This is a genomic window from Cryobacterium levicorallinum (genome assembly GCF_004402405.1).
Taxonomy (GTDB): domain Bacteria; phylum Actinomycetota; class Actinomycetes; order Actinomycetales; family Microbacteriaceae; genus Cryobacterium; species Cryobacterium levicorallinum.
In genome coordinates this window covers 38,156-58,547 of record NZ_SOFE01000034.1, presented here as the reverse complement: position 1 = coordinate 58,547, position 20,392 = coordinate 38,156, and the positions used below count along the sequence as shown (strand labels likewise).

The window sequence follows — 20,392 nt, the reverse complement described above, 5'->3', positions numbered from 1 at the left end:
GGCGGCGGGCTCGCCGGCGGCGGGCTCGCCGGCGGCGGGCTCGCCGGCGGCGGGCTCGCCTGTTTCCAGGCCCGACGCGTTCGAAGCGACAGTGCCGAGGTGCGGCGGGGTTGCGCCAGCGACCGCGGAGTCGGCGGACTGTGCAGCTGCTGTCGGCTCGGTCGAGCTCGCATCCTGCCCGGTCGACGACTGTTCGCCGTTTCCGGTTCGGGCACCGGCACGGTCAGCAGCGGAGTCGGCAGCTACCGAGTCGGTGGCCGTTGAAGCGTTGGCCGACGAAGCGTTGGCCAACGACGTGGTCGAGCCTGCTGACGACGAATCGCTCGTACGATCCGCGGCACGGGTAGCAGCGCTGTCCGCAGCACGGTCGGCGGTGCGAGCGGCAGCACTGTCGGCGGTGCGAGCGGCAGCACTGTCGGCGGTGCGAGCGGCAGCACTGTCGGCGGTGCGAGCGGCAGCACTGTCGGTAACACGATCGGCCCAACGATCGGCCGAACGATCCGCAGCACGATCGGCACGATCCTGCAGCGCGGCCGGGCGGTCGCCCGACATCGAACGGCGTTCCCGGTAGGCTGCGGCCTGGTCGGCGGCGCGCGCGTGGTCGTCGGCGCGCGCGTGGTCGTCGGCGCGCGCCTCGTGGGCGGAACGGGAGCGGTCGGCATCCGCTGTGGCAGAGCTGTGAGCGGTCTGGAAATCGGCGATGGAATCGGCCATGGCCGAGGCGAAACCGTTGGCACCGGCCGAGGGGGTGCCGGTGGCAGCGCCCGTGCGGGGGGCGCCGGTCAGGCCGGCTGCTTCGCCGGAACGGAACTGGTTCAGTGCGAGGCTCATGCCGCGCCGCCCTTGGCGATGGCCGCGAAGGCGGCGCTCAACATGTCTGCGCTGGCGGCGCCCGTGGTTCCCGCCGCAGCGGTGGGAATAATGCGACGAATGGTCGTGATCTCCGAATCTGACATATAGACGTCACGCAGGCAGACGTCGCGCCCGGCGTATGGCGCGTGGATGATTTTGTTGTCGCCGGCGTAGATGAGAATGTGGTCGCCGCCGCCGGTGACGATGAGGTCGCCGGGCTGGGCTTCGGCCAGCGATGCCACCTCGGTGCCCATCTTCATCTGGCCGGAAACCAGACGCGGCATATCTATTCCAACATCGGAATATACCTTTTGCACGAGGCCGGAGCAGTCCATTCCGCTCGAGTCCTCACCGCCGAAGACGTAGGGAACGCCGATGTACTTCTTGGCGGCGTCGACGACGTTGGTTCCGGTCGCTCCGCCGGTCGCTCCGACAGCGGATGCCCCGCCGGCCGTGCCCAGCGCGGAGGCCATGGACGCGGCGAAGCTCTCGGCCGAGGCCGTCGCGGCGGTCGCCGTGGCTGCGGCGACGGTGGTCGTCGCAGCGCGCGGTCCGGAGGCAAGCTGCTGCATCATCGACTGGATCTGCTCGATGCGTCCCATAGCGGCGATCATGGTCATTCTGAATCACCTTTCTCGGGCGAAGTTGGAGTGCCGGTGGGGTCTTGGTGCCACCGGGTTGAGGCGATTTCATCGAGCACGATCTGTTCGGCGCGCAGGTCTTTGGCCGCGACGGTTTCGTGGTGGCGTACCTCGAGCTTTTCCAGGGCGAGCGCTTCGGCGCGGGCCGCATCGAAGGCCGCCTGCGCCTCTCCAAGCGACGCGGCGTTGTTGCGGCCGAGGGCATCGAGGTCGGCGAGCATACTGCGGGACGACGACCGTGCGGCGGCCATGGCGTTCATAGCTGCGACGGTGTCCGGCGTGATCGACGTAGCGCTGAGAGCCGATCGTGCCCGGCCGCGCCGCGCTTCATTCGCGGCCACTCGCGCATTCGCTTCGGCCAGGTCACTCGCCGCCTGGTCCTGCTGCAGGTGGCGCAGGCGAAGCAGACCGGCCAGCGGAAAGAACCGGCCCATTAGACGCTACCCAGCTTGCGGGTGAGCCCGGCGAGCTGCTGCCAGGCCGCGTCTGAGGGAGTCTGGTCGTCCATCCGCTGTTGCAGAAAGGACTTGATGGCAGCATCGTGCGCAACGGCAGCGTCAACCAGCGGGTTGGTCCCGGCGCGGTAGGCGCCGACGTCGAGCAGGTCCTGGGCAGCCGACCGCGCGGCAAGCACCGTGCGCAGGGTCGTCGCTATGGCGTTGCGCTCGGGCGAGTTCACCCGCGACGCCACGCGCGAGATCGAGCCAAGCACGTCGACGGAGGGAAAATGGCCGGTGATAGCGAGTTTGCGGTCGAGAACGACGTGGCCGTCGAGAATGGACCTGGCAGCGTCAGCGATGGGTTCGTTGTGGTCGTCACCGTCGACGAGCACGGTGTACATGCCCGTGATCGAGCCGACCTCGTCGGTACCGGCGCGTTCGAGCAGGCGGGCCAGCACGGAGAAGGTCGAAGGCGGGTAACCGCGGGTGGCCGGCGGTTCGCCGACCGACAGGCCGATTTCGCGCTGGGCCATGGCCACGCGGGTGAGCGAGTCCATCATGAGCATGACGTCGGCGCCGCACGAGCGAAAGGACTCGGCGATGCGGGTGGCAGTGAAGGCCGCGCGGAGTCGCATCATGGCGGGTTCATCAGACGTCGAGACCACGACGATGGAGCGGGCCAGCCCCTCGGCTCCGAGGTCGTCTTCGAGGAATTCGCGCACCTCACGCCCGCGCTCCCCGACCAGGGCAATCACCGATACTTCGGCATCCGTTCCGCGGGCGATCATCGACAGCAGCGAGGACTTGCCGACGCCGCTGCCGGCGAACAGGCCCAGGCGCTGGCCGCGACCGACCGTGGTGAGGGTGTCGAGCACGCGCACTCCCAGGTGCAGCGGAGTAGTGATGCGGGCGCGGTGCATGGCCGAGGGGCTGTCGTTTTCGAGCGCCACGGCGCCGTCGGAGACCAGCGGGCCCTTGCCGTCGATCGGCCGGCCGAGGCCGTCGATGACGCGGCCGAACAGGCCGGAACCGGTGGGAACGAGCAGGGGGCTGTGCGCGGCGCGCGCGGGGGCTCCGGCGCGGAGTCCGGTCATGCGGCCGAGCGGCATGCAGCGGATGCTGTCGCGGGTGGTCGCGACGACTTCGGCGTCGATGCCCGGCGCATCCGTTTCACCGCCGAGAACGACGAGGTCACCGATGGCGGAGCGCAAGCCCCGTACTTCGACGCCGAGGCCGACGATCGACGACACGACGCCGATCCGCTCGGGGCGCGCGACCCGCAGCGCCGAGGCGAAGGCGTCGGCGTGCGGGCGCCACGCGGTCGTCGTGGTCATGGGGTCTGGCCCGCGGCATCGGCGAGCAAAATCTCTTTCGCTCGGGCCAGGGCGGTCTCGATGCGGGCGTCGAGAATTCCGTCGTTGAATTCGGCGATGGCATCCCCGCGCTTGATCTGTGCGTCGGAGATGAAGGTCACGCCGCTGAGGCGCACGGTCGTCGCGTCGAGCAGCGGCAGATCTTCGGGATTCATGCGGATGTTGTGGGCCGACGTGCGGTCGCCGTCATCAACCGAGCGCATGGCGCGGTCGAGGGCCCGACGAGCGGATGGCTCGGTGCGGCTGAGTTCGTTGCCGATAATGGCTTCGGCCAGTTGCACCGCGCAGGCCAGGAGGGTGTTTTCGGCGTCGACCAGCACCGGCAGGCGGCGCTGGTCGAGGGCTGTGGCTGCGGCATTCAGCACGCGCACGCCGCGATCCATTTTCGCCGCAATGAGACGCTCGCCCTGCTCACGTTCGGCTTGCAGGTCGAGCTTGATGCGATCGATCTCCACCGTCGCCGCGCGCAGGCCTTCGGCGTAACCGGCGGCATGCCCCTGGGCGCGCGCGGTTTCGTCGGCGCGGATGCGCTCGTCGTCGTGCAGGCGGGGAAAAGAGATTCGGCCGAAACCGGTGTCAGCTGACATATTCGTCGTCCGATCCGCGCTGCACGGTGATGATTCCCTGGGCTTCCATGTCGCGAATGGCGCGCACAACACTGGCACGGGCATCCTCGACCTGGCTCATGCGAACCGGGCCCAGGCTGCGGATCTCGTCGTCGAGCACATCGCGGTTGCGCTCGGACAGGTTCGCGCGAATGACTTCGGAAACCGCGGAGGTGGTGCTCTTCATCGCCATCGCGAGAACCGTGGTGTCGATGCCACGCAGAACCTGCTGCACGTCGCGGCTTTCCAGCTTGACGATGTCGTTGAAGGTCAGCATGCGCGAGCGAACTTCTTCGGCCAGATCCGGGTCGCTCTCTTCGAGGCCCTCCAGCAGGGCGCGCTCGGTGGCGGCATCCGCTTGATTGAGAATATCGACGAGCGGCTGAATTCCGCCGACGACCTCGGTGACCTCGCGGGAGGCGAGGGAACCCGCCCGCTGCTTGAGCGATTCGGTCACGACGCGGATGGATTCGGGGGTGGCGCTGCCCATCGTGGCGATGCAGCGGGCGACGTCGGTGCGCAGGCTCGGGTCCATGCCGGTGAGCACACCGGAGGCTTGGTCGCGGCGCAGGTGGGCGAGCACGAGGGCGATGGTCTGGGGCATTTCGCCGTCGAGCAGGTTGAGCACATCGGTGGGTTCAGAGGAGTCGAGAAACTCGAACGCCTTGCTGGCCATCGATGTCGCCACGCGAGTCATCATGCCGGCCGAGCGCTCAGCGCCGAAGGAGGCCTCGAGCAGGCCCATCGCGAAGTCATGGCCGCCGCGGGCGTGACGTCCGCCGCGCTGGGTCATTTCGTGGAACTCGGTCAGGATCGCCTCGGCGATGCTGGAGTCGACCTTGCGCAGCTGAACGATCTCGGAGACGATGTCCTCGGCCTCGACCTCGGTGAATTCCTTCATCACCTCGGTCGCGCGCTTGCGATCCATGTTCATGAGCACGACGGCCACCTTTTGGGTGCCGGTGAGGGGAACATCCGTTCGGGCGACCGTGGGGATCGCTACGGTCTCGGTCATACGCTCTGCCGGTCGTCCATCAGGCCGCGCAGCTGCTCAGCCATGCCGCGGGGGTCGTTCTGGGCCAGTGCGTCGATTTCACCACGACGGATGTCTGCTTCGGTCGGTTCAAAGTGAACCGTACGAATGACCTGGGTCGGCAGGTCGGTCGGGTTGAAGAACAGCGAACCGGGGCCGGCGATGGCCGAGTTCGAGGGGTTGGCGCCGGGGCCGGTGAGAGCGCCGACACCGCCGACGCCGCCGAGCATGCCCCGGGTTTCGCTGAGTTCGCCGATCTCGACCGACTCGCGACGCTGACGGCGGGACCGGCGAGCGTAGAACACGAGGCTGATGACGATGGCGGCGACGATGCCGAGCACGATGACGGCGATGCGAATGATCTCGGCGGTGGCCGCTGCGGAGGCAGCATCCGTCGACGCCTTGAGCGCGTCGGCCGCTGCGGTTGCGCCGGCGGTGCTGAAGGCCATGACCTCAACGGTCACGGCGTCGCCGCGCACGGCGTCGATACCGGCCGCCGAGGTGACCAGCGAAGTGACGTCTGCAACGTTGATGCCCGCGGCGGCGTCGGCGTTGAGGGCGACGGATACCGTCTGACGGGTGATCGATCCGGCCGGAATGGTGCGGTTTTCGGTGACCTTGTTGACGGCGTTGTTGCGGGTGGTGGATTCGGAGCTGAAGGTACCGTCGGTGCCTTCTGTCGTGGCCGCCGTATCGGTGCCGAGCACCCCGGCCGCGGCGCCGCCGGTGCCGGTGTAGGTCTCGGTGTCGACCGAGTCGCTCAGGGTGAGCGCCTCGGTCGGGGAGGTGAAGGACTCTTCGACGCGGGAGGCTGATTCGGTGCTTAGGTCAGCGGCGACGACAACGGTGGCGTTGCCGACACCGACGACCTTGTCGAGCATGGCCTGCACGGCGCTTTGCACGCCGGATTCATAGTCGGAGGCCTGCTTGTCGGCGGAGCCGGTGGCGCCGATGCCGACGGCCGAGAGAACGGTGCCGGTCGAGTCGATGACAGCCACATCCGAGGCCTTCATACCGTCGATGGAGGCGCTGGTCAGGTGCACAATCGCCTGAACCTGGTCGCTCGAGAGGGTGACGCCGTTGCGGGCCTGCACGAAAACGGATGCCGTCGGTGCGTTCTTCTCGGACACAAAGACGGTGTCTTCCGGGATCGCCAGCTGCACCGACGCGCTCTGCACGCCGTTCATCGCTCCGATGGTCTGGGCGAGTTCGCCCTCGAGCGCACGCTTGTAGGTGACCGACTGCTGGAACTCGCTCGACGTGACACCCATCGTGTCGAGCAGGGAGTATCCCCCGGTGCTCGAGGAGGGCAGGCCCGCCGCGGAAGCCTTGATGCGCTGGCTGTAAACATCCGCTTCGGGAACCAGGATGCTGGCGCCGCCGTCGGCGAGTTCATAGCTGACGCCGTCGGCGGTGAGCTGGTCGACGATGCTGCTGGCGTCCGTGCCGCTGAGGCCGGTGAATAAGGGGGTGTAGGCGGGCTTGGTGAGGAACATACCGAGCGCGGATGCGCCGAGCACGAGCACGGCGATGCCGATGATGGCCACCGTGCGCTGGGCGACGGTGAATTCGCGAACGGCATTGCCGAAGCGGCGAAAGATGGAACTTACCTGACGGGGCATTATGCCTGCATCCTCATGATCTCGTTGAACGCGTCGACGCCCTTGTTACGAACGGCGGCGACGAGCTCCATCGTGAGCTGTGCACGGGTACTGGCAATGGTGGCGGTGTGAATGTCATCGAGGCTGCCGTTGACGGCCTGGATGGAAAGTTCGTTGGATGCGGACGACAGACCCTGCAGGTTGTCGACGGCGCCGGACAGCGCGTTGCCGAAACCGGCCCCGCCGGTCGCGGTGGTGCTCGAAGAGCCCATGACGCCGCCAGTGGTGCTGGCGCCGATGATGGCGGGGGGAAAGCCGATTGCGCCAATAGGCATCAGCCACGTCCGATCTGTAGTGCTGCTTCGTAAGCGGTCTTGGCCCGGTCAACCACGGCCGCGTTGGCCTGGTATCCGCGCTGAGCCATGATGAGGTGTGCCATCTGCTCGGCCATGTCAATGTCGGGGTAACGCACATAGCCAGCTTCATCGGCGAGCGGATGCGTCGGCTCATAGACGAGAGTGCCGGCCGCGTCTCCGAAAGCGGCAGATGCCCCAACCCCGGAGGTGCCCTGACCCTCTTGAGCCACAATGAAGCGTTCCTGGAAGGCTGGACCGTTGGTGGCCTTGACCGTGTTGGCGTTGGCCAGGTTGTCGGCGATGGCGTCGAGCCATTTGCGGTGCATCGTCATTCCGCTGCCGGAGATGCTGATCGCGTCGGTCATCAGCTGGTCCGCAGCGCGGTGCGCATCGCCGTCGCCGGGCCGTCAACGGCCTTCGCCGCGAACTGGTAGCGCAGCAGGGCGTCGATGTTGGCGAGGGTCTCTGTGTCGAGGTTCACGTTGTTGCCGTTGAGGTTCGTCGCCGCGGTGGAACGCGTCGTGGCCGCGGTGACGTTGCCTTCGCCGGCCTGCACCGACTGGGCCAGGGCATTCTCGAACGAGACGACCTTGGCGTGATAGTTCGGCGTATTGATGTTGGCGATATTGTTCGCGATGGTGCGCTGGCGCAGCGCGAGGCCATCCAGTGCGCTGGTGAGGGCCACAGAGGTCACGGAATCAAGCACAGCTACCCGTTTCGTCGACGAAAGACATAAACGGCCGATCCTTGGCCCGATGGTGAGCAATCCGTGCTCGATAGGACCTATCGGCTGGGGTAGATGCTGCGTTAGGAGTTTTGCTGAAAGAAGTCAGAAATTGTTGCGATACAGCTTTCTAACCGGCGCGGGACGCGCTGTGTCGCGGTTGTCAGCCGGCAACGTCGAGATAAACGGATGCCCGCGCGTCGTGCTTCGGCGGTACCGCCCGCACCGCGGCGAGGTGCTTCGCGGTCAGATTACGCGCCGTCTCCAGCTCGCCAATGAGCTTGTGCTGGTTGTGCAGCAGGTCCCGTACGCGCTCCACGAGTTCCGCCGGAATAGCTCCGAGCCCCCACGGTGGCGTCCAGTTCGCGGCGGAGTCTGCCGCTGCCAAAACATTCGCACCCAAAAACTCGCTGGTCGAGCTTGCTGAGACCGCCAGAGAACCAGCCGACGCGCTCGACCCGGCCACGCCGGAACCCGACCGCCCGCCGTCGGTGACGCCCATGATCGACCGAGCCGCAGCATCCACTCGCAGCTCGAGGTCTTCGAGCACCGCCTCCCAAGCCGACAGGTTACCCAATGCCAAGTATTCCGCCGACGCGAGCCGCGGGGGCCGGCGCGGCCGGCAGCATCCCGGCCGCTTCGTGCCAGGTCTGCCGCAACGGCTCGAGCAGGGCAATGCACTCCCGGGTGCGCTCCGAATTGCGGCTCGTGTTCGCGCTCATCATGGCCGTCGACGCATACGTATATAGCGAGAACAACCCCTCGCCGCCGTCCCACGCCTCAACGTTGAGCGAGGTGCTCAGCTCAGACACGATGGCCTGGGCGTGCAGCAGGTTGTCCGACGCGATCTGCCAGTCCTGGCGCAGCTGCGCGGCTTCGGCCCGGTTCAGGTCGAGCAGCAGGCGGTCATACAGCATGGTGAGCAGGCGCACCGGCGTCGCCGAAAGCACCGCGTCGCGGTTGTAGCGCGAGCGCTGGGCCTGCGTTGCTGCACTCATCGTCATGGGTATCACTTCGTCGTCGAGCTGGTCAGTGCGCTCACCTGGGCGGTGAGCCACGCGGATTGTGCGTTCATATTGCTGAGCTGTACTTCCATGGCCGAGTAGGTGCGCTCCAGGGTCGAACGCCGCGAGGCCAGCCTCACATCCCAGCTGTCGATCTGCGTGCCGAGGCTCTTCACGAGCGATTCCTGCCCGGTGATTCTCGACGTGATCATGCCGTCGTACTTGTCCGACGCGTTCTCGGCGACAGCCTCGACCCGGGAGGCGATCGTGGCGAGCACGCCCTTCACGTAGTCCGGGTCGGCGGCCATGGCCGTGGCGAACTTGGCCGAATCGAATTCCATCGTGCCGCTCTTGGTGATGCTGATACCGATCTCCGAAGGGGAACGCCCGTTGATCGGCTGGCTGGCAGCGTTCAGAATCTGCTGCTTCACGTCGCGCACGGTGCTATCGCCGCTGAACACGCCGGCCGACAAAATGGCCTTGCCGCTCGAGTCGGTGCTGTTCACCACGGCGCTCTTGGTCGAGATCAGCGCGAACACCCCGTTGAGGGCGGTCACCAGGTCGGAGGCGATCGTGCTTACCGCTGCATCGTTGCGCGACACGCTCACGGTCACGGCTTCGGTTGCTACAGCGGATGCCGTCACCGACACTCCCGGAAGCAGGTCACTGAAGGTGTTGGTCGCGCTGGTGATGGTCTGTTCGGCACCGGTTCCGGACCAGAGCCGAACTTTGGCGTCCTGAGCGGCCGTAATCTGCGTCATGCCAGGCGGCGTGATGGCCGCGTCATATTTAAACGAAAAGGCGCTCGACGCACCGGTCGAGGTCGCGGTGAATTGCACACGATACAGCGCATTTCCGCTGCCATCGGTCCCGGCAGCAACCTTTACGGCTTTCACTCCGGCATCCGCCGCATTTACGGCCGTGACGACATCGTCGAGACTGGCCGAGTCGGCGACAATTGCCGTCGCCACGCCCGACGCATCCAGGATTGAAAAATTCGATCCGGGCCACACCGACACGGCGTCAGAAACCGACACCTGCGCCTTGGCCAGCTGGTCGACCACAATGTCGATCGAGCCGGCCGTAGCGGATGCCCCGGCCGTCACCGATACGCCGGTCGAGCTACTCTTCGCCGAGTACAGGTCGAGGGCATTGGTCGCCGTTGCCTTCGCGGCGAGGGTCGCGAGGGAAGCGATCTGACTATTCAGCCCCTGCAGGGCGGTCATGAGCGTGTTCGTGCTCGTGACCTTGGCCTTGAGCTGGTTCTGGGGACCAGCCTCGAGGGTCATGAGGGAGTTGATGAGGGACGTCGTGTCCAGACCGCTGATGAGCCCATCGACTGCCATCGACATGGGGTGCCTCTCCTGATGCTCAGTCAATCATTTATTACGGGGTCTGTATGGCGGCGGTGTTGGGCGAGGTCCAGTTCGCCGGTTCGCTTCCGCCATACAAGATTGAGGGTCAGCCCTGGTGGAGCACCGGCTGGGATGGATGCGGCGTCGTGAACGCGGGGGCGGCATCCGTTTTAATCAGGAGTTCACCTCGGCCAAGGTTCGGCGAATGCCGTACGCCCTGGCGGCAAGCACTATGTGTGTCTCTGTGCGCGCTAATGATGAGTCCTCCATGAACAAATGATGCTGCACCGGCCCATCCATGGGCCAGCACCATAAGCTATCGACCGCGCGGGCCTCCCGGTTAGAAAACCCGGCGAGAATCTGGGCGTGCACCGCCCTCAGGTTCGTAAACCGCCAGCGCGAGTCGGGGCCGAGACAGCGCGCCGTGTGCGCGCCCGCTGTGCACCCCCGATATCGGTACGCGCTACGGTAACCGGCGTAGCGGCTACCCGTTTTGGGCGCGGCCACGTGCAGACGTTCCCCGTCTCACCGACTCGCCCCGACCGCTGATCGAGCCTGCCGAGATCTCCATCGACCAACGCAACCCGCCTTAAGAAGCCGCGCCATCGGCACCGTTCGTGCCGCGGACCGGCACCATCTGCGATCAGTCCGCGATGCGCTGCTTTCAATATCCGGGGCGGCGACCCTGATGCGCGAAGGCGACAATCACGAGCTCGTCGTCGCGCACGAAGTAGATGACCCGATGGGGCGACGTTAACCTTTCTGCTTCGCACCACAGGTAGCCGATCCCAACCCGGAGTTTTCGGCCACGCGTCCGGGATCCACACGGCATCATCAACGGCCCGGGCGACCTCAGCATCGAACTCGTCGCCGAGCCCATTTTTCCGTGTCTGGTAATACCGGACGGCATCGAGAAACTCCGCGTCAGCCTCCGGATGAACGAGTGGGCGAAGCGTCACTTCCGCAGGTCGTCCAGGAGCGCTCGCGCCGTGGCCCGCGTCTCCTCGAAATTGCCCAGCTCAACGTTGCCATTCAGGATGTCGTCAACTCGGGAGCCGATCTCTGCCTGCCAGACCTGGTCGACCTCCCGCTGATCGGCACCTTGCTCTGGGTGCAGGCTGGCCAACAAACGGTGCGCGACGACAGCGCGTTCAGCGCGACTGAGATCGAGTCCTGCCTCGTAAACCTCATCAGCTTTGAGCGCCATAGGCCCAGTGTACGACGCGACGCTGGCATCCAGGAAGGTTCGTTGGGCCTGCTCCAGCTTGTGGTCACGGCGCAACCACCGCAGACCCGCGGATGCGGGATGGCTGGCTCCCAGGTGGATCACGCAAGTTTCACGCTGATCTCGGCAGCCCATCCCCGTCGTTGATCGAGCTTGCCGAGATCGCCATCGACCGACGCGAGCCGTCTCAGGTAGCCGCCGGGCCGCCTACATCCGGCGGCATCCGCTTCACCAGGTCGGCGATGCGGCCCTCCATGAGTGCGACTCGCTTCTTGCGGCCCCAGTTCTGCAGCTGCTTCTCACGACCGTAGGCATCGATCATGAGCTCATACTCCTCGAAGTAGACGAGCACGACGGGCCGGCGGGCGGCCGTGTAGTTGGGTCTGCCCTCAGCCTTGCCGTGGTTGTGCTGCCAGGTCCGACGCTCCAGGCTCCACGTGCTGCCGATATAGAAGGCCCCGTCGAAGCACTTCACCATGTACGCATAGGGCATGTCCCTCAGAGCGGCACTGTGCCGGCCAGCTCATAAAAGTTATCCTCAGGCCTGCCATCGCAGCGGATGCAGAATGGCTGGCTTCCCGAGACCGCTCACCCCAGTCGATGGAGGTCTCGGCAAGCTCGACCGACGGGATGGGTGCGTTTTCGAGGCCGGCTCACGCCAGACGATGCTGGTCTCGGCAAGCTCGACCGACGGGATGAGCGCGTCCCCGAAGCCGGCTCACACCAGACGATGCTGGTCCCGGCAAGCTCGACCGACGGGATGGGGACGTTTTCGAGACCGGGCACGCCCGTCGAGGCTGGCGCGACCCGTCCGCAAGACCCGACCCCCGCCGTTGATCGAGCTTGCCGAGATCTCCATCGACCAACGCGAGCTGCCTCAGAAAGCCGGGTCGGCGGGGGCTTCGATACCGTAGCCCGGTGTTCACACATCCAAAGTCTCAATAGATAATTCAACAAAGGGAATTGAGCGTCCGTAATCGCGTATTTACTTAGCGTATAGGTACTCGAAGAGACGCGCATATTCATCAAGCACGAACCCTTGAACCACTCCCCCATTAATTCACTAGATCCCTACCGTCATCATAGACTCGACCAATTCACGATATAGAAATCCATTGTCTACAGATCCGCAACTGCGCCCGCTTCGCGGGAGACTGGATGCAAACTATTTCTTAGTGAATCAGTCCGCAGGGCCACGAGGAGACTGTCTCAGAGCCCAAGCCGGCCAGCCTCGCTTCAATCCCGGTTTAGAACTATTTCCGATAGCAATTGACCGATACTAACGCTCATCCTAATAAACGAGAACACGAAAATAGCCTGGCTGCAGTTGAAGAGCGACGTCCAATTCGCTTTCTGACTGCGGCCAGGCTCAGGTCAGAATCGACCCGTTTGTTCGGTTGTGCTGGTGTTACTGGAGAAGCTGCAGAACGCCCGAGTTGCTCTGGTTGGCCTGCGCGAGCATGGCGGTTCCAGCCTGCGACAGAATGTTCGCACGGGTGTACTTGACCATTTCCTCAGCCATGTCGGTGTCGCGAATACGCGATCCGGCAGCGGTGAGGTTCTCTTTCGAGACGGCCAGGTTCTTGATGACGCTCTCGAACCGGTTCTGGTTTGCACCCAGATCGGCGCGAGCCGTGGAGACGGTAACAATCTGAGCCGTGATGGTGGCAATTGCTGCCGTGGCCCCGGCAGCGTCCGAGAAGTCTAGTGCGGAGGCGCCCACAACAGGGTCAACGGTCGTGCCCGCACCTGTTCCAGTAACGCCGGCCGAAGACAGAGCCGGGTCAAGAGTTCCCCCGTCCAGGGTCTTGATATTCAAGACATTGGTCGAGCTAACACTTGCATATAGGTTGTTCTTGAACTGACCGTCCGCATTCAACGCCGCCGCGAATTGAGAAACAGTTTGTACGCTGCCAGCCACAAACACGTCCGTTTCGATGGACGTGATAGTTCCATCGGAATTTTCAATGCTGAAAGACTGCGCGCCAGCGATCGTGTCCGCGTCAGCGTCAACGAGGGCATAGTTCACGGAGGACGGAGCTGTCGTCAGGTTAGCTGCGAGCGTCCCGATGTTTGCGAGACCAACTCCGATTGTGTCGTTCGCGTTTGCGCCGATCTGGAAGCTCATAGAACCTCCCTTGAGAAGGTCAGTTCCGTTGAAATTAGTTGCCGCCGCGATGCGGGTGAGCTCTTTGGTCAACGCGGTGGCTTCAGTCGTGATTGCGTCACGTGACTGCTCGTTGTTCGAGTCGTTACCGGCCTGAACAGCCAGGTCGCGCATGCGCTGCAAGATCGAAGTGACCTCGTTAAGCGAACCTTCTGCGGTCTGAATAACGCTGATCGCGTCCTGGGCGTTGCGGCTGGCGACCGTGAGGCCGCCGACCTGCGACTTCAGGCCTTCGGAAATTGCCAGACCAGCTGCGTCATCCGCGGCGCGGTTGATGCGCAGGCCGCTGGAGAGCTTTTCCAGCGACTTGGACAGGTCGTTCTGCGTTGTTGCGAGGTTGCGGTAGGCGTTATTCGCCGCAATGTTCGTGTTTACCTGCATGCCCATGATGAATCCTCCGTGATTGGGTCAATTTCACCGGCCCATCCATGGCCCGGCACCCGAAGCTATCGGCGGGGGTAGACGACGGGGTTAGAAGAAATCACGAAAAACTTTGTGGCACGACGAATAAGCCCGGCGGCATCCGCTTCACGAATTTGCATTCATGAGCGGATGCCACCCGGCTTAGATCAGCGGTCGATCTCGCTGGTGACGCCTACTTCAGGTGTTACTGGAGCAGCTGCAGCACCCCCGAGTTGCTCTGGTTGGCCTGCGCGAGCATGGCGGTGCCGGCCTGCGACAGGATGTTCGCACGGGTGTACTTGACCATTTCCTCGGCCATGTCGGTGTCGCGAATACGCGATCCGGCAGCGGTGAGGTTTTCCTTGGAGACGGCCAGGTTCTTGATGACGCTCTCGAAGCGGTTCTGAACGGCACCGAGGTTGGCGCGAGCCGTCGAGACGGTCGTCAGTTTCGTGTCCAACGTGGAGATCGCGGCCGCTGCGTTGGCAGCGGTGTCGAACTGCAGGGCCGGTACTGCGGCTGCAACAGATGTTGCAACACCAGTACCCGAGGAACCGTGGGTTCCAGCGGTGCTACCACCGACGACGGTTCCACCCGTATTTGACGTAACGGACAGCTGGTTGTTGGAGTCAACCGTTGCGGTCAAAGCAGAGCTGAACGAACCGTTGGAGTTCAACGCCGACGCGACGTCCTGAACCGACTTGTACGTTCCAGCAGCACCCAGGGTTGCCGTAACGGACGTGACGGAGGCATCCGCGTTGGTGATGCGGAAGTTCTGGGCTCCGGTGACTGCGGTCGGAGTAGCAACGGCCAGAGTCGCGCCGCCTGAACTGCCGGTCGAGAGGCTAGCGGCCAGCGCCGTGATGTTGACGGTAGAAAGGTTCACCCCGATTTTGTCATCGGCGGTGCCGTTTGCTCCGATCTGGAAGCTCAGGTTGGCGGTGCCATTCAGTAGCTTGGTGCCGTTGAAGTTGGTGCTCTTACTAATGCGGTCGAGCTCCGAGGTCAGCGCCGTGACCTCGGTCTGGATGGCGGTGCGTGACTGGGTGTTGTTCGAGTCGTTACCCGCCTGAACGGCGAGGTCGCGAACGCGCTGCAGGATCGACTGCACCTCGTTGAGCGAACCTTCAGCGGTCTGGATGACGCTGATGCCGTCTTGGGCGTTGCGGGAAGCTACCGTGAGGCCACCGACCTGAGACTTGAGTCCTTCCGAAATGGTCAGACCAGCTGCGTCATCCGCGGCGCGGTTGATGCGCAGGCCACTGGAAAGTTTCTCCAGCGACTTCGACAGGTCGTTCTGCGTTGTTGCAAGGTTGCGGTATGCGTTGTTTGCCGCGATGTTTGTGTTGACCTGCATGCCCATGATGATTCCTCCGTGAGTGGGTGTTGTTACACTGGCCCATCCATGGGCCGGTACCTACATCTATCGGCCGCCCCCCTATGGGGGTAAGCAGTGCGGCGATTAAAACGCATTAACTTAATTTCGCCGGTTCTCCCCCTATATACGAGTGCATTCGTCGCGAGGTCTTGACGGCACATTGGCCTGTCCACCCCCGATTCAACCCCGTCTTTATACGGATGTTGCCGCTCACACTGGTCGGGATGCCCCGCCTTCCCCAGGCCTTCAGCCCTGAAAACAGCCCACCCCCCGCTTGCGGGACACATCGACTCCCCCATCGCGCTGGTGATTGACGAGGCCTCCCTCGAATGGGTGCCACCCATAAAAGGCCAGATGAGGCTAGGAATCTTCGATAAACAAAACGACACGCCGCATGATCATTCATGAGCGAATTCGCATGCCCCCACTCTGGGTTACTCGCTGTCTACCCCAATATTCGAGAATCATCCGCACACAATGTAGCAACACGCCATATCCCCGGTTTTACGGGGTTTCGGTTGCGCCCCACTCCGGGTTACGCCTTGTCTAGCCCGGTGGCGACGTCAGACGGACTCGTCGAAGAGGTTGCGGCAGCATCCGTTCAGGCGAAACGAAGTCGGGGCGCCTCAACTCCAGGAGAAGGGTCGCGGCACGTGTTTGGGAAGCCGGCACTGGTTCAATCACGTGCCGCGAGCCCAAACACGTGCCACGACACCAAGGCGTCCAGCCTCGGCCTGCAGACACGCGCGCCAGCCGGAGGCCTCAATTGCAGTCGTTCGCTGTAGGGCTACCGCAAGAACGGCACCGACGTCAGCCAGCGTGAGACCCTGACCTCGGAGGCCAGCCGCGACCATCCGTGATTCTCTCGCTGCTTCCTGCCGCGTCGCCAGCTCTTGTGTGAAATTCTAGAGCGGCCTGGCAAATGAGCCGCCGGGGCGGCCGAACAGGAACAGCAGGTGCGCCTCAGCGGTCCCGGCAAGCTCGGGGCCGCGACCGACGCGCCAGTTCGCATCCGTCGCTACCAGCGTGCGAGCGCGCAGTATGGCCTTGATCTCGGTCGGGGCGATCAGGCTCTGACGCAGGGCCACCGCGCCGGATACCGGCGGTGCCACCGGCAGCTTGACGCCGAGCGGATGCGCCAGGTCAAGGCCGTGCACTACGGCCTCGGTGAGTTCGGTAATGCCGTGGCGCCCGCGGCCGGCAGCCTTGTCCGCGGCGATCTGCCTGATCTGCGCGACGAGTTCGGCCGGGAGCGCTTCTGCTGCTGCGCGGCTGAGTACGTCGATCGCTCGGTTGGGATTGATGAAGTGCCCAAGATAGGCGCGGGCCGCGGTGCTAACCAGCTGCCGGTTCGAGCTGCCAACTCGCCAGACGACATGGCCGGCTACATCCCGAACCCGCCAGCCCGCACAGAGGCTCGGCGTCTCCCACTGCTCGTCGGAAAGCTCCGCGAGCAGGTCGGCGGTTGCCGTGAGAGTGGACACCAGATAGGCGCGCCAGTTCGAGTTCGCGCCGGATTCGTCACCGACACGTCGCTGACTGAGCGGTAGGTATTTCGACAGGTCGGCCATGTCATTCAGCGTAGACGACAGTGATCGGTAGCACTCAGAAATACCAGGCCAGGAACACCAAAACCCCGCCGACCGAAGTCGACGGGGCAGGCAAAACACCGCAGCCGCTGGAGCGGCCGCGACGACTACTTACGGGCTGGCTGGAGCAGCTGCAGCACGTCAGAGTTGGACTGGTTGGCCTGGGCCGACATAGCGACTCCCGGCTGCGCGAGGATATTCTCCTGCGTGTGCTTGCTCATTTGGGCGGCCATCTCGCCGTCGCGCAGAGGCGTACTGGCGGCGATCTTGTTCTCGGTCGCGACCTGGGAGACCTTGCCATCGAATTCGACGGTGTCGGTAACGACGCGGTCTCGAATTCCGCTTGAGAGGGCGACAGTTGGCTGAGCGAGACTACTTTGCGACGCTGCCAGATTGCGCAGGGCAGTCGAAGCGGAGCTCGAAGTGTTGACCTGAATGCTCATAATTTTTTCTTCCGTGAGAGGTGATTGTCACCCCGGCCCGTCCGTGGGCCGGTGCTGTTTAGTGAGGTGAAACTAGGCAGTGAATTGGTAATGCGGGGGTCAGGACGCGATGCCCGCGACCTCGGGTAGGGCAACCCCTGGGAGTGGGCCTCGCACCGCGCGGGTCATGCCCACGGCTGCCAGGTCGGCCAGTCGAGCGAGGTAGGCGCTGCGACGGGCTGGTGCGATGCGCGACTCCGGCTGATACTCAGCCTCGGTGTCATCGGCGTAGTGGGTGCCCAGTCCATCACGCAACAAGCGGATGGCCTCGGCTCGGGTCTGAGACACGGCCGAGTGGGTGGTACCCAGGTCGGCTGCAATCTCTTTGACCGATCGGGCGTCGAAGTAGACCTGCTCGACGATCTCGCGCATTTTCTCCGGCAGAGCCGCGATAGCAGCGCGCAGGTAGACCAGTCGCTCATCGGAGAGCAACGAAGCTTCGGGCAGGGCCGTGTCGGCCACGAGAAATTCGGCGGTGGTGTCGTCGAGAGTGGACAACGTGCGGGCAGCATCGGAGAGGCCGGCAGCGGCGGTATCGCGATCGACACCGAGCGCGGCGGCAACTTCTTCGACGTTGGGCGTGCGACCGAGAGCTGCGGACAGCGTGTCCTGCACGGAGAGGGTTTCCTTGATGCGGCGACGCGCGGTGCGGGTGGCCCAGTCGTTGGAACGCATCTCGTCGGCGAAAGCACCGATGATGCGACGGCGAGCGAAGGCGCCAAAGGGGACCCCTAGATCGGGATTGAAGGCATCCGCTGAAGTAATAAGGGCGACGGAGCCAGCCGAGGCCAGATCATCGCGAGACAGGTGACGAGCCTTGGCCCAGACCTCGGATACCAGGTATCCAACGAGCGGAAGGTTCTCGACGACGAGGGCGTTCCGATCAGTTCTATTCACAAGCCGGCCCCCAGAAATATTTCACTACCTGTCAAATCGTGCCCGCTCAGGCGACACACGCGATAGACCCATGGCCTGACAGGCTCAATCTACCCCAGAAAAGGGTAAATGGGTAGCACTTCTTTACCCATTTGGCTAATTTGCTGTCCCTCGAAGTGGGGATTAGCACGTTCCGGGAGCTGTGGTCCGGCATTTAGGCAACATCACGGCGGCAAACTGTTGGAGTTTTCGTGAATTGCGAGCTTTTTTTCTAACGCTTTCGGGTGACCGGCCGAAAGTGAGATTGACGGAATCGTTGCATCTACGTGGGTAGGTGCCGAACTAGACCGATAAAGGTGGTTGGAGGACTCATGGGCGCCAATGAACTCTCAGCGTTGCTCTGGCGCGAACGGGAACTCCTGGAACTGCTGGTGTTCAAGCTCGAAGAGGAACAACTGCTGTTGCAGGGCGGCAAGTCACGCTGGCTCCAGCACGCCACCCGCGAGGTCGAACAGGTCTTGAACCTGGTGCGCGAGGCCGGCCTCGGTCGCTCGGTCGAAGTCGCCGCCCTCGCTACCCAGTGGGGAACGCAGGACGATTCGACCCTGCGCGAGCTCGTCGCCAATGCGCCGACCGGTCCGTGGGGCGAAATCTTCGCTGCCCACCTCAAGGCCATGGGCGATCTCACCGCGCAGATCAAAGAGCTGCGCGACTCCAACGAACGCTTCATTCGTAACGCCGCTCGGTCGACGCAGGAGACCATGGCCAGCGCGAACGTCGGTGCCAAGACCTACAACGCGAGCGGAGCGACCGGCGCCCCGGTGACGAACGCCCGAATCTTCGACCGAAACCTGTGAGGAAGTCGCGATGAGTACCTTCAGCGGTCTGAACACGGCCTACTCGGGACTCGTCGCGGCCAGAAAAGGTCTCGACCTCGTCGGGCAGAACATCTCCAACGCCAACACGGTCGGGTACACCCGCCAGCGGGTGACTACCTCGGCGGTCGGCAGCCTGGCCGAAACCGGCCAGCTCACGGGCGGCTTGCGCGTGGGCGAGGGTGTCTCGGTCGACGGTATCGCCCGCCTCGGCAATGCCCAGTTGGATGCCCACGTGCGTAACTCCGCAGCGGCCGCCGGCTACACTGCGGTGCGCGCGAATTCCCTGAGCAGCATTGAGACCTCGCTAAACGAGCCCGGCGAGAACGGCATCTCGGCCAAGCTCGACGAATTCTGGGCGGGCTGGCAGGAACTCTCCAACGGATCGGATTCGGCCACTCCGGCCGCGCTGCTCCTCTCTACTGCCGGCGAACTGACCACCATGATCGCCCAGGGCTACCAGGCGGTCAGCACCGAGTATTCCTCGGTGCGCGGCGACCTCGGCAGCATGGTGTCCGAGCTCAACACCGCGGCGAGCCAGGTGGCCGCCCTCAACGTGCAGATTCGCACGACGCTCGCCACCGGTGGCAGCGCCAATGAGCTGCTCGACCAGCGCGAACTGCTGACGACGACGATTTCGGCGCTCACCGGGGCATCCGTTGTCGCGCAGAGTGACGGCACGGTCAACGTGCTGATTGGCGGCAACGCGCTCGTGAGTGGCGGGACGGCCAGTGCGCTAACGGTGTCTGGGGCTTCAACGCTCGACGACGCCATGGGCGGCAGCGCGGTCACCCTCGCCTGGGCCGATTCCGCGCGTACGTCTGCTGTGACGATTGACGGCGGGGAGATTGCCGGGGCGTTGACTCTTCTAGCTACCGAGGGCGATCTGGTCACGGCCGCTCAGGGATACAACGCGTTTGCGGAGAACCTCGCTAAAGGCGTCAATGACATCTACAAGACCAACGACGACAAGACTAATTTCTTTACCTTTGAGTCCGGCAACGCTGCACGCTCGCTGGCCGTGATTCCCCAGACCGGTTCAGCAGTTCACTCTGGTAACAGCGCCAATGGCGCCTACGACGATTCCATAGCGGATGCCATCGCCCAGCTCGGCGCAGGCAAGGCTGTCGACGTCGATGGAAACCCCGTCGTCTCCCCCAATACGACCTGGTCAGACTTCGTCTCGACCATTGCCGTCGCCACCCAGTCCGAGCTGCAGCAGGCCAACCTGGCCAGCACGACGGCCACCTACGCGTCCAGCCAGCAGCTTGCCAACTCCTCCGTCGACCTTGATGAGGAGAACGTGAACCTGCTCATGTTCCAGACCGCGTACCAGGGCGCCGCCCGCGTGTTGACGGCCGTGGACGAGATGCTCGATACTCTGATCAACCGCACCGGACTGGTAGGAAGGTAA

The 20,392-nt window shown here is 64.1% G+C and carries 21 protein-coding genes and 1 pseudogene; 2 read left to right on the top strand and 20 right to left on the bottom strand.

The window, feature by feature from the left end:
* From E3O11_RS16960 to E3O11_RS16860, 20 genes and pseudogenes are all read right to left on the bottom strand, one after another.
* Window positions 1–831, bottom strand: a pseudogene (locus E3O11_RS16960) (hypothetical protein); the annotation flags it as partial.
* Complete coding sequence (locus E3O11_RS16955; RefSeq protein ID WP_092450631.1) at window positions 828–1,472, bottom strand: C40 family peptidase; 645 nt, start codon at window positions 1,470–1,472, stop codon at window positions 828–830. The gene E3O11_RS16955 and the pseudogene E3O11_RS16960, both read right to left, overlap by 4 nt.
* Window positions 1,469–1,927 carry a hypothetical protein gene (locus E3O11_RS16950; protein ID WP_092450633.1) on the bottom strand — a complete coding sequence of 153 codons (459 nt, stop codon included), beginning with the start codon at window positions 1,925–1,927 and terminating at the stop codon, window positions 1,469–1,471. Before E3O11_RS16950 ends, E3O11_RS16955 begins: the two co-directional genes overlap by 4 nt.
* The gene (locus E3O11_RS16945; RefSeq protein ID WP_092450636.1) at window positions 1,927–3,267 is read right to left on the bottom strand and encodes a FliI/YscN family ATPase; all 1,341 of its coding nucleotides are present in this window, start codon (window positions 3,265–3,267) and stop codon (window positions 1,927–1,929) included. The genes E3O11_RS16950 and E3O11_RS16945 overlap by 1 nt, the downstream gene beginning before the upstream one ends.
* Window positions 3,264–3,893 carry a FliH/SctL family protein gene (locus E3O11_RS16940; RefSeq protein ID WP_166787621.1) on the bottom strand — a complete coding sequence of 210 codons (630 nt, stop codon included), beginning with the start codon at window positions 3,891–3,893 and terminating at the stop codon, window positions 3,264–3,266. The genes E3O11_RS16945 and E3O11_RS16940 overlap by 4 nt, the downstream gene beginning before the upstream one ends.
* The gene (gene fliG, locus E3O11_RS16935; protein WP_092450641.1) at window positions 3,883–4,926 is read right to left on the bottom strand and encodes a flagellar motor switch protein FliG; all 1,044 of its coding nucleotides are present in this window, start codon (window positions 4,924–4,926) and stop codon (window positions 3,883–3,885) included. The genes E3O11_RS16940 and fliG overlap by 11 nt, the downstream gene beginning before the upstream one ends.
* Window positions 4,923–6,566 carry a flagellar basal-body MS-ring/collar protein FliF gene (fliF, locus tag E3O11_RS16930; protein ID WP_092450643.1) on the bottom strand — a complete coding sequence of 548 codons (1,644 nt, stop codon included), beginning with the start codon at window positions 6,564–6,566 and terminating at the stop codon, window positions 4,923–4,925. The genes fliG and fliF overlap by 4 nt, the downstream gene beginning before the upstream one ends.
* Complete coding sequence (gene fliE, locus E3O11_RS16925) at window positions 6,566–6,880, bottom strand: flagellar hook-basal body complex protein FliE (protein ID WP_092450645.1); 315 nt, start codon at window positions 6,878–6,880, stop codon at window positions 6,566–6,568. The genes fliF and fliE overlap by 1 nt, the downstream gene beginning before the upstream one ends.
* Window positions 6,880–7,269, bottom strand: coding sequence for a flagellar basal body rod protein FlgC (locus E3O11_RS16920; RefSeq protein ID WP_092450648.1), 390 nt, complete (start codon window positions 7,267–7,269; stop codon window positions 6,880–6,882). Before E3O11_RS16920 ends, fliE begins: the two co-directional genes overlap by 1 nt.
* Window positions 7,266–7,607, bottom strand: a complete 342-nt coding sequence (locus E3O11_RS16915; RefSeq protein WP_092450650.1) for a flagellar basal body rod protein FlgB — start codon at window positions 7,605–7,607, stop codon at window positions 7,266–7,268. The genes E3O11_RS16920 and E3O11_RS16915 overlap by 4 nt, the downstream gene beginning before the upstream one ends.
* A gap of 181 nt (window positions 7,608–7,788) precedes the next feature.
* On the bottom strand, window positions 7,789–8,202 hold the full coding sequence (locus E3O11_RS16910) for a hypothetical protein (RefSeq protein ID WP_092450652.1): 414 nt from the start codon (window positions 8,200–8,202) through the stop codon (window positions 7,789–7,791).
* Entirely contained in the window at window positions 8,195–8,629 is a 435-nt protein-coding gene (locus tag E3O11_RS16905; RefSeq protein ID WP_092450655.1) for a flagellar export chaperone FliS, read from the bottom strand. The genes E3O11_RS16910 and E3O11_RS16905 overlap by 8 nt, the downstream gene beginning before the upstream one ends.
* A gap of 5 nt (window positions 8,630–8,634) precedes the next feature.
* Window positions 8,635–9,981 (bottom strand): flagellar filament capping protein FliD, encoded by a 1,347-nt coding sequence (fliD, locus tag E3O11_RS16900; RefSeq protein WP_092450657.1) that lies wholly within the window; start codon window positions 9,979–9,981, stop codon window positions 8,635–8,637.
* Between the two features lie 958 nt (window positions 9,982–10,939).
* Window positions 10,940–11,191, bottom strand: coding sequence for an addiction module protein (locus tag E3O11_RS17810; protein ID WP_166787620.1), 252 nt, complete (start codon window positions 11,189–11,191; stop codon window positions 10,940–10,942).
* A gap of 205 nt (window positions 11,192–11,396) precedes the next feature.
* Complete coding sequence (locus E3O11_RS16885; RefSeq protein ID WP_092450664.1) at window positions 11,397–11,702, bottom strand: GIY-YIG nuclease family protein; 306 nt, start codon at window positions 11,700–11,702, stop codon at window positions 11,397–11,399.
* Between the two features lie 915 nt (window positions 11,703–12,617).
* Window positions 12,618–13,763, bottom strand: coding sequence for a flagellin N-terminal helical domain-containing protein (locus E3O11_RS16880; protein ID WP_092450666.1), 1,146 nt, complete (start codon window positions 13,761–13,763; stop codon window positions 12,618–12,620).
* Window positions 13,764–13,983: 220 nt separating this feature from the next.
* Window positions 13,984–15,141 (bottom strand): flagellin N-terminal helical domain-containing protein, encoded by a 1,158-nt coding sequence (locus E3O11_RS16875; RefSeq protein ID WP_092450668.1) that lies wholly within the window; start codon window positions 15,139–15,141, stop codon window positions 13,984–13,986.
* A 920-nt stretch (window positions 15,142–16,061) separates the two neighbouring features.
* Entirely contained in the window at window positions 16,062–16,727 is a 666-nt protein-coding gene (locus E3O11_RS16870; protein ID WP_092450670.1) for a maleylpyruvate isomerase family mycothiol-dependent enzyme, read from the bottom strand.
* A gap of 125 nt (window positions 16,728–16,852) precedes the next feature.
* The gene (locus tag E3O11_RS16865; protein ID WP_092450672.1) at window positions 16,853–17,188 is read right to left on the bottom strand and encodes a flagellin; all 336 of its coding nucleotides are present in this window, start codon (window positions 17,186–17,188) and stop codon (window positions 16,853–16,855) included.
* A gap of 99 nt (window positions 17,189–17,287) precedes the next feature.
* Window positions 17,288–18,124, bottom strand: coding sequence for a sigma-70 family RNA polymerase sigma factor (locus E3O11_RS16860; RefSeq protein WP_092450674.1), 837 nt, complete (start codon window positions 18,122–18,124; stop codon window positions 17,288–17,290).
* Between the two features lie 350 nt (window positions 18,125–18,474).
* Between E3O11_RS16860 and E3O11_RS16855 the strand changes: the two genes are divergently transcribed.
* The gene (locus E3O11_RS16855; protein ID WP_092450676.1) at window positions 18,475–18,960 is read left to right on the top strand and encodes a flagellar protein FlgN; all 486 of its coding nucleotides are present in this window, start codon (window positions 18,475–18,477) and stop codon (window positions 18,958–18,960) included.
* Window positions 18,961–18,970: 10 nt separating this feature from the next.
* On the top strand, window positions 18,971–20,392 hold the full coding sequence (gene flgK, locus E3O11_RS16850; protein ID WP_092450678.1) for a flagellar hook-associated protein FlgK: 1,422 nt from the start codon (window positions 18,971–18,973) through the stop codon (window positions 20,390–20,392).